Origin of the sequence: Paraburkholderia sp. SECH4 (assembly GCF_030511745.1) — a bacterium.
Classification (GTDB): Bacteria; Pseudomonadota; Gammaproteobacteria; order Burkholderiales; family Burkholderiaceae; genus Paraburkholderia; species Paraburkholderia madseniana.
Genome location: NZ_JALOCP010000010.1, coordinates 126,129 through 138,208, shown reverse-complemented (window position 1 = coordinate 138,208; position 12,080 = coordinate 126,129). Strand labels below are relative to the sequence as shown.

The following is a 12,080-nucleotide window of genomic DNA, read 5'->3' as shown; positions in this document are numbered from 1 at the left end:
GCGACTGCCCGCACAGTTTCAGCCCGGCATAGATTGCCCGTGGTAACCGGCCATTTTACGCGTCGGACGAAATTAGCTGTGGAGACGGCTTTCAATGCAGTGCAAGGGACGGATGGCCTGGCTTCGCTCAGAGTGCGGGGTCGCTGGATGCCCCGACGCTCACTTCCAGCCCCGCCGCCGCGAACACCTGAGCGAGCGCAGGCGTTGGCGCCTCATCGGTGACCAGCAGATCGACCGCATCCGCACCGAAAGCATGTACTAGCGCGCTGTGGCCGAATTTCGCGTGATCCGCCGCGACCACGCGCCGCTCGGCCTGAGCAAAGGCAGCGAGCGAAAACGCCACATCGGCGGGCAGTGCGTCCATGAAACGGCCCTGCAGGTCGATCGCGGTGACCGAGACGATTGCGTAGCGCACATGGAACTGGCGCAGGAAGGCAAGCACGCTGTCGCCGACGGCGGCGGAGTCGTCGGCGCGCAGTTCGCCACCCGCAATGAACACGCGGTTGCCGTTGCGCGGCGCCAGCACGCGGGCGACTTCGATGGAATTGGTCACGACCGTGAGGCGCGAGCGCGCGGTGAGCGCTTGAGCAATGTGCAGGCAGGTCGTGCCGCCCTCGAGGATCAGCGAGTCGCCGTCCCGCACGAGTTCGCTGATGCGCGCGCCGATCGCCTGCTTGCCCTCGCGGCTTGCCACCATGCGCCGCTGGAACGGCGGCTCGTCGAGCCGCTCGGGCAGCATGATGCCGCCATGGACCTTGATGAGCAGGCCATCCGCGATCAGCGGCTTGATATTGCGGCGGATGGTCTCGTCGGAAACCTCAAAGCGGCCGGCAAGATCGGTGATCGTGCAGGTGCGCTCGTCGCGGACGAGTCGCAGGATTTCGGCTTGGCGTTGGGTGGAGAACATAGGATCGAGACCGGGAGACGGTGCTCAGTCTAGCAAACACCTCATAGTTCGCCAAGAAATCTCAACGCATTCCCATATAAATCCACAATCGGCACGCTAAAGCCGCACTAAAGCTCAAACTGCCCTTACTTCCGCCAGCAACTCGGGATGCCGATCCAGTACTCTCAACAGTTTGATGAGCGCGAGCGGCGGCCTAGTCTTGCCATTCTCGTACCGCGAAAAAGCATTCACCCCGCCGCCGAAAATTTCCGCCGCCTCTCGCTGGTCCAGTTCAAGCTTCTTGCGGACGGCGGCAATGAAGGCGGGATCCACTTGAGATGCATTCACCTCCTTGTTGAAGGCCAGCATCATTTGACCCGTGCGGGTCGCCTCGTCCATGTCGAGCACCGCCTCGTCGCACGCGGGGCAATAGTCGCCGGTGACGGCCTCGAAGACGGCTGTCTCTCCCTTGTAGACATAGCGCATATTGCGCGTATCGCGCACCAGTTCGGCTGCTCCGCAATTCGGGCATTTCATGCTCACCACTCCTTGAATGACACGACGAGGACGTCATCGACCACCGTCAATTTCAAATAGACCATGCCGGCTTCAGTCATGGCGCAGTAGACGTCCTGCCAGACCCGATGGTCCGCGTACGTGGTCATGCTTTTTCTGAAAGCACGCCGATCAAGGGACATCACCGTTTCGACAATCGCTGCAGGCCCGAAGCCGAGTGCCGCAGCCCCAATCACGGCCGATTTCGTGATTCTGATCTTCCCTGCACGCGCCAAGTCCTGGACATCGGCCAATTTGCAGTGAGGCGTAATTTTTTCCACTCTTGCCTCCGATTGATATTAACCTACTTGGTTATAAAAAGGTAGCGCGGCCGTCTGTTGCCGACGTATCCGCGATCCCCTTTGATCCCACATCAGCCAAATCGATCGTTGTTTTTTGCCAAATTTTGTTGCAATCTACGCGCGTCAATTCAACTTATTTCCACATATGTCCACATCAATCCCCGCCCACGCCCGTGTCGTCATCATCGGAGGCGGCATCATTGGCTGCTCGGTCGCCTATCACCTGACCAAACTGGGCTGGACCGACGTGGTTCTGCTCGAACAGGGTCAGTTGTCGTGTGGCACGACCTGGCACGCGGCCGGCCTCGTCGGCCAACTGCGCGCGCAGGAAAGCATGACCAAACTGATCCGTTACTCGACCGCGCTCTACGCCGAACTCGAAGCCGATACCGGCCTCGCGACCGGCTGGAAGCAATGTGGCTCGCTCTCGGTGGCCCGCACCGCCGAGCGGATGACGCAGCTCAAGCGCACCGCCGCCGTCGCGCGCGCCTACGGCGTGGCGTGCGACGTGATCAGCCCGCAGGAAGCCGGTGAACTCTGGCCGGTGATGCGCACCGACGACCTGCTCGGCGCCGTCTGGTTGCCCGGCGACGGCAAAGCAAATCCCACCGATCTGACCCAGGCCCTCGCCCGCGGCGCCCGCACGCGCGGTGCACGCATTGTCGAGAACACCCGGATCACGGCGATTCACACGCGCTCCGCGCTCGAAGACAAGGCAAACGCCACGACAGGCGCGCGCGAAGTCAGCGGCCTCGCGTGGCGCAACAAGGACGGCGAGGAAGGCACGATCGGCGCGGACATCGTCGTGAATTGCGCGGGCCAATGGGCCAAGGCGGTGGGCCGCCTGTGCGGCGTGACCGTGCCGCTGCACTCGGCCGAGCACTACTACATCGTTACCGAACGCATTGCCGGCGTGCATCCGGACCTGCCGGTGATGCGCGACCCAGACGGCTTCATCTACTTCAAGGAGGAAGTGGGTGGTCTCGTAATGGGCGGCTTCGAACCGAACGCGAAACCGTGGGGCATGAACGGCATCCCGGATAATTTCGAATTCCAGTTGCTGCCCGACGACTGGGATCAGTTCGAAATCCTGATGGAAAATGCGCTGCAGCGTGTGCCCGCACTCGAAACAGCGCAGGTGAAGCAGTTCTACAACGGCCCGGAATCGTTCACGCCGGACAACAACTTCATGCTCGGCGAAGCACCGGAATTGCGGCGCTTTTTCATCGGCGCGGGTTTCAATTCGATGGGGATCGCATCGGCGGGCGGTGCGGGCATGGCGCTCGCCGAATGGATCGTCGCAGGCGAACCGACGATGGACCTGTGGCCGGTCGACATCCGCCGCTTTGCGCGTTTTAACGGCAACGACACCTGGCTGCATGATCGCGTGAAGGAAACGCTCGGCCTGCACTACGCGATGCCGTGGCCAAATCGCGAACTCGACAGCGCGCGGCCGTTCCGCCGCTCGCCGCTGTATTCGCTGCTGCGCGATGGGGGCGCCTGCTTCGGCAGCAAAATGGGCTGGGAGCGCGCCAACTTTTTCGCGCCGACGCCCGCCGAAGCACAGATCGATTACGCGTTCGGCCAGCAGAACTGGCTGCCGTGGAGCGGCGCCGAACATCGCGCGTGTCGCGAAAGCGTCGCGCTATTCGATATGACGTCGTTCTCCAAATTTCTCGTCAAAGGACGTGATGCGGAAAGCGTGCTGCAAGGCATCGTCGCCAACGATGTAGAGGTACCGCCCGGCACCGCGGTCTACACCGGCATGCTCAACGAGCGCGGCACTTACGAATCGGATTTCACGCTCACGCGCCTCGCCGACGATCAATACCTGCTGGTCACCGGCACCGCGCAAACCACACGCGATTTCGACACCATCGAAAAAGCAATTCCGCGCGACAAACACTGCACGCTGGTCGACGTCACCGGCCAATACGCCGTGCTCGCTGTAATGGGCCCGCGCTCACGCGAGTTGCTGCAAAGCGTGTCGAAGGCGGACTGGAGCAATGAGGCATTCGCGTTCGGCCAGAGCCGCGAGGTCGATCTCGGTTACGCGACGCTGCGCGCCACCCGCCTCACCTACGTCGGCGAACTCGGTTGGGAACTGTACGTGCCGGTCGAGTTCGCGGTCAGCGTGTACGAAGCGTTGCGACAGGCAGGCAAGGCCTTCGGTCTCGTCAACGCGGGCTACTACGCGATCGACTCTTTGCGCATCGAGAAAGGCTACCGCGCGTGGGGTCGCGAACTGACGCCGGATACGAATCCGTTCGAGGCGGGTCTGTCATTTGCCTGCAAGCTCGATAAGGACATCCCGTTCCGCGGCCGCGACGCGTTGTTGAAATTGCGCGCCGAGCCGCTGCGCCGCCGCATGGTGGTGCTCACCGCCGACGGCGCCGCCGATCGCATGCTGTGGGGCGGCGAAGCCATTCTGCGTGACGGCAAGCCGGTCGGCTTCGTCAGTTCGGCGGCGTTCGGGCACACGCTCGGCTGTCCGGTGGCGATGGGCTATATCAACAATCCGGACGGCGTCGCCGATGCTGCGTATCTGAACAGCGGTCAATACATGATCGACGTCGCCGGCGATCTGCTGCCGGCGACCGTGCATCTGAAGGCGCCTTATGATCCGCGCTCGGAACGGGTGAAGGGCTAACGCCCGCCGCGCGCCATACTTGAAAACACCCCGTCGCGGCGGATCAAACCATGAAACAACGCCGCCGCGAGATGCAACAGCACCGTGGCGAACAGCGCGAATGCGAGCCATGTATGCAATGCACGCAGTAGCGCGAACAACTCCGTGTTATGCGGCGCGATCGGCGGTAAATGCAGGGGGCCGCATAGCGTGATCGGATATCCCGCCGCGGATAGCATCGCCCAACCGATCAACGGCATCGCCGCCATCAGCGCGTAGAGGATCAGATGCGACAGCCTCGCGACGGTACGCTGCGGCGCGGGCATGTCCGCCGGCAACGGCGGACTGCCGCGCCGGATACGCACGCTCACGCGCAGTATCACCAACAGCAGCAGCGCTATCCCAAGCGGCTTGTGAATCGCGATCAGCGTGGTATGCGCCCGCGACACCGTCGCGACCATTCCCACGCCGATAAACAGCATCGCGATGATCAACGGCGCCATCGTCCAATGCAGGAGTCGCGCGAGCGGACTGAAATGGGTACGCGTCTGTGTCATGAACGCTCTCCGTTCGACTTCGTTTGATGAACCTCGGGATGCAACGATTCTTCGCGCGTGCGGCGCTTATACGACAGCGCGTACGCAGCCGAGCGCGCGGCGAGCAACGGATCGTTGGAAGGCCGGATACCGGCCGGCAAGATGGTCGGATCAAAATTGACATCGCGACAGGCACCGTCCTCCTGCGACGTCGTGTGATCGATCACCAGCGTGCCGGCATCGATATGCTGACGATCGTCGGGCCATTGCATCGTCGCGTCGTCGATGGGATCGCCGGGCTGCGCGACCGTCAGGATCAGATGCCAGCGCAACGGTCCATTTTGCAGACGCTGATCGAGGTCGGCTTCGAGGAAATTCTTCTCTTCCTTTTGTGCATCGGTGATCGGCGCATACGGCGTTTCAGGCACCATCGCCCAACGCACGGCGCGAGTATTGCCCGCGCTGTCGGTAAACCGGAAAGCGTTGATGCTGTAGTACGCGGCATTCGCCAGACTCGACGATGGCGGATGGGCTTTCACCCATGCCTGAAACGGTTTGATCTCAGGATTCGCGGCATAAAACGCCTTCAGCTTTGCAGGGTCCGGTTTGCCGGTCGCGGCATCGGGTTTCGCCGCGACCAGTTGCTGATAGAACTGCTCGGGCGTATGAACCGCGAATACAGGTGTCGAGTTCATTCCGGTGCGCCACTGCTCACCGTTCTGCAACTGGAACAGCAAGGCCATGCTACGTACCGGTGAACTCGTATCGGGCGCGGACGGATTGCCGCCGGGAACCGCGAAACGGCCGATGACCGGCGTGCGGCCCGGCGCGAATACTGCGGCATGTGAAAGAACCGAACCGGCGCCGCTACTGTCGAAATACCCCGCCACACACAAGCCCTTTGCATGGTTGCGGCGATAGCCGGGATGGGCCTGGCCGGCTACCACTTCGAAGGTATTGATGAAACGTGGCGCGGTGAGCCGCGCAGGTGTCAGCCAGCCTGCCGTATAGGCGAAGCCTCCGGCAAGAACCGCGACGACCGCGCCGATCGCGGCGAGCCGGCATGGCACGCATCGAGGCGCAGCGTTGGGAACGGATGGTTTTGTCACGACGACTCCTTGACTCTCGGATAGATGCACTCATCGGCAAACACCGAGTTCGGCGATCTATTCCATTCGACATCCGGCGCGTCCATTCCGTGTGCGCGCCGGCTATCGATACCGTCAATTGACGCTGCCTGCCGGCGCGGTGCTGCTCGCGGCATGGCTCGCGGCGGCCGCCTTGGCGGCAAGTGCTTCCTTGTTGTGCGCGACCTGCTGTGCGAAGATGGGGTTCACATCCGGATACGACGTATCAGTGACGTAGTCAAGGCCGTTCTGCTGGGCTTCGATCAATTCCTGGTACACCTGAGCACGTGTCTTGCCTTCTGCAAAAACGCTCGACGAAGCGACGAGAACGGCGAGGGACAATGCGGCAAAAGCAATCTTCTTCATGATGAACTCCAGAGAGTTTTGTGCGTGTTTGCATGAGGGATAACCACGGGTTCGCGGCTTTTATTCCTGCCTTGGCGCTTCGTAAAAAACAAACTTCGAATGTGGAATAAACTCACACCTGCGTGTGTTCGCCACTCGATAGCTGAAATCCGACGAATGCCGAAACCATGACCTCAACCGCCCCTCCCTCCGATTCGCCGCTTTCCGAAGCCGACATTCAGGCCTACGCCGATGGGACGCTGACGCCGGAACGCGCTGCGTTTCTGCAGGACTATCTGGGCAAAGATCCGGCGGAAGCACGCCGCGTGGCGTTCTACGGCAGGCTCAACGCGCAGATGCAGCAGGCCTTCCAAACAACTGACGAACCCGTTTCGACCCGCGCCGAAGGATGGCGCGGCGTACTCGACCGGTTGAAGGCCACAAAGCGCCCGGGCAAAGTGTTGAACGCTCTCGGGGCGCTCGTTCTTACACTGGTCGCCGCGAGCGGCTGGCTGGCCGCCACAGAGGTGTCCCGGCAGGCACTCAACAATGCCGCCGTGATGGCGTTGGCGGAAACCGCCGCCGCACAGTATTCCGCTGCCTCGCCGACGCGAACCGACGTGGCCGCCCCCAACCTCGCGGCGATCGGATTGCGACTGGTGGATCAAAGGGTCCTATCGCTCAGCCCCTTCCAACGCGCCAGCGAATTCATCTATCTGAACGGCGACAACCGCCCCGTCGTGCTGATTTCCACGCTGGCACTGCTGGCGCCGGCCCAGCCGCAGTGGGCGGCCCTGCGTATCGGCGAGATCAGGCTGCTGACCTGGACGGCGCAGCGCCAGCGCTTTGTGGTCGCCGGCGACGCCCGCACCCACGGTCTGATGCGCGCCGCCGACGTGATGACCGTGCGATAGACCCTCTCCAGGTTTTTGCAACGCTGCAAAAACAACGGAATAAAATGCACCCACGCGTGTTTGCAGTTCGAATGCGCGTGGTGGTTCAATCGACGGCCGCCCACCCGGCGCCCCACGAGAAGCCCACGATTGGGATTGAAAATGGATGTCCGTGACGAGCTGATTGAGCATGTGCCGCGCTTGCGGCGCTATGCGCGAGCGCTGATCAACAATCGCGATCTCGCCGACGACCTGGTGCAGGACACGCTCGAACGCGCGCTCGGCCGGACCGGCATGTTCCAGCCCGGCACCGACCTGCGTGCGTGGCTGTTCACGATCATGCATAACGTGTTCGCCAATCAGGCGCGCAAGGCGTCGGCGCGTGCAGTCCACGTGGCGGTCGACGACGACAGCGTCCACGAAAGCGAATTTGCCGTGCCGTCCGATCAGACCCGTTCGCTGGAAATGCGCGACCTCGACTACGCATTGCAGCGTCTGCCCATGGAGCAGCGCGAAGTGGTGCTGCTGGTCGGTCTCGAGGAAATGAGCTATGCCGATGTGGCCCTCGCGCTGAACATTCCGATCGGCACGGTCATGTCGCGCCTTTCACGCGGACGCGAGCGGCTTCGGGCATTGATGGCGGGCACGCAGCCCGGTGCAAAATTACAGGTGGTGCGATGAGCGACCAACACACTCCGATCGGCGAACAAGAGCTGCACGCCTATGTGGACGGCACGCTGTCCGACGAACGACGCATCGAGGTGGAGCGCGCGCTCGAACAGAACCCCGAGTTGGCCACACGCGTCAGCGATTATTTCTCGCTGAACAACATGTTTCATGAACGCTATGACCGCGTGCTGAGCGAGCCCGTGCCCAAACGTCTGCAAACGCCTCTGGCCAGTAGGCGCCGCTGGCGCATAGCCGCCAACTGGCCGCAGTTCGCCGGGATGGCGGCAGCGCTGGTGCTGGGCGTAGGCATCGGCGTCGGCACGCATATGGGACAGGACGTCGTGGCGCCGGTCACCGACCACTCCGACACGCGCCCGGTCAGTGCGGACAGTTCGGAAATGTTTGCGCGGCAAGCCGCGGTGGCGCATGTGGTCTATATGCCCGCCGTCGACCGTCCAGCCGAAATGACGGCGGATCACGAACAGGATTTCGTGCAGTGGCTGTCCAACCGGCTCGGCACCAATGTGCATCCGCCGATGCTTTCGAAGAGCGGTTTCAATCTTTCGGGCGGGCGTCTGTTGCCAGGCGCCGATGGGCCGACCGCGCAGTTCATGTATCGCGGGCCGAACGGCGAACGCGTGACACTGTGCATTTCGCATCGTCAGGTGAACTCGAATACCACCGCGTTCAAGCTGTATCAGGACGGGCCGGTGAACGTGTTCTACTGGGTCGACGGCGACTTTGGCTATGCCGTGTCAGGCGGGATCGATCGCAAGGTGCTGTTGCAACTGTCGCATGACGTGTACTCGCAATTGACGGGCGCCGCGCCGGGTTGAGATGCCGTGTCAGGTCGCGATAGCGGGTTCAGTTTGTCGCACTGCTGCCGCGATCGAGCGACGCCGCGCGCATCGCGTCGCTCGGATTGGTGAAGAACTGCTGGCGCAACTGCGCAATCTGCGCGTCGCGTTGCTGAGGTGGCAAACCCTGTTTGTCGATCTGCGCGCGCTGGCTTGAATAGTCCGCATAGCGGGCTTGCCAGGCGTCGTCAGCCTGCTGCATCTGCACGACGCGTTGCGCCGCTTCAGGTCCAAGTGTCTGCGTAATCCGTGCGCGCATCGTATCGAGCGAGCCGCCCTGCTTCTGCGCCTGACTGATCGCGTCGAGTGCGGCCTGCTGCGGGCGTGCCCGTTCGTGGGCCGCGCGTGTTTCCGGCGGCAGTGCCGCGTCTAGTGCGGCGAGACGCGCCGCTTTTTCCGCGGCGCTCATCGCGCCATCTGACGCGATGCGCAGACGCGCCACATCCGTATGTTGCTGCTGCGATTCGGCGCCGAAGAACGGCTCGCTCCATTCGCCCATCAAGCGGGTGCCTAAGGCATCGCGCTGGTCGAGCGAGAGCTGCAGCGCGTCGAGGTCCAGCTTTGCGCCGCTCTGGCTTTGGATTGGCGAGGTTTGTGGCAACTGGTCGAGCGCCGTGCGATAAGCGTTGTAGCGCTGCCAGACAGTCACCGCTTCTTCGGCGGCCGGCGTGCCGTCGAGTTGCGCGGCGATCTGCCGACGCACCAATGCATCGAGCGTCGCGGGAGAGATTTCGTTTTGCGCCGTCAGGAAGTAGTCGAAGAAATCGCGGACCGCACGCGTGTGCGCGAGGTGGCCGCGGCCATCGGTTGGCAGATGAGGTGGCGACGAACCGTCGAGCGAAGCGGGCAATGCGCCGGCCGCCGACGTGCCGGCGGCCATGTCCTTGCCCGAAGCGAGCGCGGGTTTCGCAGAACTCGCCGCATTCACCGCATGCAGCGCGGATGCATGATGCGCGGACGGCGGGCGGTTCAGCCACAAGGCCGCACCCGCCGACACCGCACCCACCGCCACGAAAACCAGCCACTGACTCCGCGCGCTGCCCCGCTGCCTCTCCAATCGCCGCATCCGTTCACACGCCTTGCGTCTTCAGGCGGTTCGCCTGCATGCGAATCACTGCCACCGGATCCGCCGCATTCGCGCCGCGCACGCCGAGCAACTGGTTGATCTCGTCGAGATGGTTCCACTTGTAGCTCGTGCCAAGCACCTTGCCGTAGAGCGCGCTGCACACCGAGACGAGTCCGTCGTTCTGCCCCGACTGGCGGCTCAGCATGATCGCGCCGGTGCCGTACAAAACGAGTGTCGACGGATCAAGGAGGTTGGCGGAATCGATTGGGGCGGCGCTGGTGTCGGTGGCGCCAGGGATGCCCAGCACGGAGGTCGGCTGAATCGCAGTGCCCGCCCACGAGTACAGCAGATGCGTGTTGCCGTTGACGGTCTCAGTCGCGGCGCCCGTTTGGCACGAGCCGGGTGCACCGAGGCCAGCGCTCGGATAGCGCAAGTTGTAGGCCGCGGCGTTAGCCGTGGTCAGCGTTTGCAGCGCGGCTACCGCATTCTGATTCGTGTTGTTATTACTACTCGTCAGGATGCCGAATATATTCGCAAACGCGCCGATGATCGATGTCGAAAGACCGGTCGGATCTTTTTGCAACGCGTCCTGCACGAAATCGGCGAACTCCGAGCCGCGATGCGGCGTCCCAATCGTGGTGACCGAAGCGACGAGTTCCGGCGCTACCGCAGCGACATAGCGCGAGGTCAAGCCACCCTGGCTGTGGCCGATCAGATTCACCTTCTGTGCGCCGGTCGCGGCCAGGACCTGTTTCACGTAGGCGAGTAATTGTTCGCCGCGCCCGTTCGGACCGTCATCGGTCTGAAAGCCCGACAGGTTCGCCACATACACGCTTGCGCCGTGCTGCTGGAGGTCGGACTGAATGCCGTACCAGTAGTCGAGTACGCCGAGATATTTGTCGGTCCCGGTGAGGCCATGGACGAGGATGATCGGATAGCGGGTTGCCGCATAATCGTCGGCGCTGGTGGTCGACGTCGCGGCGATTGCGCGATCGATGGCAACCGGTGTGGCGATTGTGAGAAGCACAGCGAGCGGCGCATTGGCGACAGCGGCCGCAATCGCCCAGGCGACGATGCGAGAACCCTTCGATTTCGACATGTGACGGCCTCCGGTTGCGAAGTCCGCGTATTTAGCTATACAAATCGATCGAGGGCAATAGAGCGGGAACTCCAAACTGCTTATGCTGCAGTGCGTTTCTAAGGTCTATCGCAGTGTGGCGATGCGACGGGCATTGACGGCATCGAGGTCGACAATGCTGCCTGGATTCGCGCTTGACTTGACCAACTCCCGCGGCGTCACCCCTAACAACCGCCCCATCCAATGCGCCATATGACTCTGATGCGCAAAGCCCGTCTCCAGCGCGATCTGACTCGCGCTCAACCTGCCTTGAAGCAATAGCGCCCTCGCCCGCTCCACTCGCCGTTGCACCACATACTGATGCACCGGCATACCGAGCGTTTCGCGAAACAGCACCTTGAAATGCGGGACACTCAATTCAGCATGCACCGCCAGTTCGCCAAGCGTGAGGCGTTGATCGAGGTGCGCTTCGATAAACTCGATCACGCGAGCGGCAGTCTTCGGCGCAAGCGTGCGACGTTTGTTCTCGAGTTTGTCGAGCACCGGCGCGCTGCCGATCAGCCGTACCACCATCGCGGTACACAGGCTTTCGGCGAAGAGCGGATCGGACGCATCGTCCGCTTCGAGTTCCGCGCGTAGCGCCCAGGCCAGATGCTGAAAACGTGGGTCGCGCATCTGGAACTGCGGACGAAGCCGCGCTTCGCTCGTCTTCAATTCCAGTTGCTCGACGGTCCTCTGTGCGAAGTCTTCGCCGATCCACACACTGAAAATCGTGCAGGCGGCTTCATCGGTCCACTGTCCGTCGACGCCAGCGGGAATCACATCCGCATCGCCATGCGCCTGAATCCGCGAAAAGCGGCGCTCATTGCACATGCAACGCGCCTTGACCGGCGCGCCGACATGCACACCCACGCGATGATGCTTGAGCGCCGGAATCCGGTGCAGCCCGGCCGACACGTTGACCAGTTCCGCGCCGAAGCCCTGCCAGCCGAGCGTCTTGCTCGAGAGCAGCGCGATGCGGGAGCCACTGTGCGGCTGCGGTATCGGTGTCACGGCGTTCATTGCTTTTCCTCGTGGATGGCGGCAAACGTGTGTGCATTGTGCTGCGTTTTTCGCTCCTTCGCTTGGCTCGCACCG

Annotated in this window: 13 protein-coding genes; 4 read left to right on the top strand and 9 right to left on the bottom strand. The window is 62.6% G+C overall.

Annotated features, from left to right (window positions below):
* Positions 1 to 127 precede the first annotated feature (127 nt).
* The 3 genes from M0D67_RS16345 to M0D67_RS16335 form a co-directional block, all read right to left on the bottom strand.
* Positions 128 to 907: a DeoR/GlpR family DNA-binding transcription regulator gene (locus tag M0D67_RS16345; protein ID WP_154565319.1), complete on the bottom strand. Its 780-nt coding sequence runs from the start codon at positions 905 to 907 to the stop codon at positions 128 to 130.
* 114 nt (positions 908 to 1,021) lie between these two features.
* The gene (locus M0D67_RS16340) at positions 1,022 to 1,423 is read right to left on the bottom strand and encodes a type II toxin-antitoxin system MqsA family antitoxin (RefSeq protein ID WP_154565318.1); all 402 of its coding nucleotides are present in this window, start codon (positions 1,421 to 1,423) and stop codon (positions 1,022 to 1,024) included.
* A 2-nt stretch (positions 1,424 to 1,425) separates the two neighbouring features.
* Positions 1,426 to 1,722, bottom strand: coding sequence for a type II toxin-antitoxin system MqsR family toxin (locus M0D67_RS16335; RefSeq protein ID WP_168435899.1), 297 nt, complete (start codon positions 1,720 to 1,722; stop codon positions 1,426 to 1,428).
* A 166-nt stretch (positions 1,723 to 1,888) separates the two neighbouring features.
* On the opposite strand from M0D67_RS16335, the gene M0D67_RS16330 reads away from it, so the two are divergent.
* On the top strand, positions 1,889 to 4,393 hold the full coding sequence (locus M0D67_RS16330; RefSeq protein WP_154565317.1) for an FAD-dependent oxidoreductase: 2,505 nt from the start codon (positions 1,889 to 1,891) through the stop codon (positions 4,391 to 4,393).
* Here the strand turns inward: M0D67_RS16330 and M0D67_RS16325 are convergent.
* From M0D67_RS16325 to M0D67_RS16315, 3 genes are all read right to left on the bottom strand, one after another.
* On the bottom strand, positions 4,390 to 4,929 hold the full coding sequence (locus M0D67_RS16325) for a cytochrome b (protein WP_154565316.1): 540 nt from the start codon (positions 4,927 to 4,929) through the stop codon (positions 4,390 to 4,392). The genes M0D67_RS16330 and M0D67_RS16325 overlap by 4 nt on opposite strands.
* The gene (locus tag M0D67_RS16320; RefSeq protein ID WP_168435898.1) at positions 4,926 to 6,017 is read right to left on the bottom strand and encodes a catalase family peroxidase; all 1,092 of its coding nucleotides are present in this window, start codon (positions 6,015 to 6,017) and stop codon (positions 4,926 to 4,928) included. Before M0D67_RS16320 ends, M0D67_RS16325 begins: the two co-directional genes overlap by 4 nt.
* Before the next feature lie 114 nt (positions 6,018 to 6,131).
* Positions 6,132 to 6,401: a DUF4148 domain-containing protein gene (locus M0D67_RS16315; RefSeq protein WP_154565315.1), complete on the bottom strand. Its 270-nt coding sequence runs from the start codon at positions 6,399 to 6,401 to the stop codon at positions 6,132 to 6,134.
* A 167-nt stretch (positions 6,402 to 6,568) separates the two neighbouring features.
* On the opposite strand from M0D67_RS16315, the gene M0D67_RS16310 reads away from it, so the two are divergent.
* The 3 genes from M0D67_RS16310 to M0D67_RS16300 all read left to right on the top strand — a co-directional run bounded on the left by M0D67_RS16310 (position 6,569) and on the right by M0D67_RS16300 (position 8,778).
* Positions 6,569 to 7,294: an anti-sigma factor gene (locus M0D67_RS16310; RefSeq protein WP_154565314.1), complete on the top strand. Its 726-nt coding sequence runs from the start codon at positions 6,569 to 6,571 to the stop codon at positions 7,292 to 7,294.
* A gap of 141 nt (positions 7,295 to 7,435) precedes the next feature.
* Positions 7,436 to 7,954 carry a sigma-70 family RNA polymerase sigma factor gene (locus M0D67_RS16305; RefSeq protein ID WP_154565313.1) on the top strand — a complete coding sequence of 173 codons (519 nt, stop codon included), beginning with the start codon at positions 7,436 to 7,438 and terminating at the stop codon, positions 7,952 to 7,954.
* Positions 7,951 to 8,778 carry an anti-sigma factor gene (locus M0D67_RS16300; RefSeq protein WP_266239184.1) on the top strand — a complete coding sequence of 276 codons (828 nt, stop codon included), beginning with the start codon at positions 7,951 to 7,953 and terminating at the stop codon, positions 8,776 to 8,778. The genes M0D67_RS16305 and M0D67_RS16300 overlap by 4 nt, the downstream gene beginning before the upstream one ends.
* Before the next feature lie 28 nt (positions 8,779 to 8,806).
* Here M0D67_RS16300 and M0D67_RS16295 read toward each other — a convergent pair whose 3' ends face one another.
* The 3 genes from M0D67_RS16295 to M0D67_RS16285 form a co-directional block, all read right to left on the bottom strand.
* Positions 8,807 to 9,856: a lipase secretion chaperone gene (locus M0D67_RS16295; protein ID WP_266239183.1), complete on the bottom strand. Its 1,050-nt coding sequence runs from the start codon at positions 9,854 to 9,856 to the stop codon at positions 8,807 to 8,809.
* Between the two features lie 13 nt (positions 9,857 to 9,869).
* On the bottom strand, positions 9,870 to 10,964 hold the full coding sequence (locus M0D67_RS16290) for a triacylglycerol lipase (protein ID WP_154565310.1): 1,095 nt from the start codon (positions 10,962 to 10,964) through the stop codon (positions 9,870 to 9,872).
* 105 nt (positions 10,965 to 11,069) lie between these two features.
* Positions 11,070 to 12,005 (bottom strand): AraC family transcriptional regulator, encoded by a 936-nt coding sequence (locus M0D67_RS16285; protein ID WP_266239182.1) that lies wholly within the window; start codon positions 12,003 to 12,005, stop codon positions 11,070 to 11,072.
* Positions 12,006 to 12,080 lie beyond the last annotated feature (75 nt).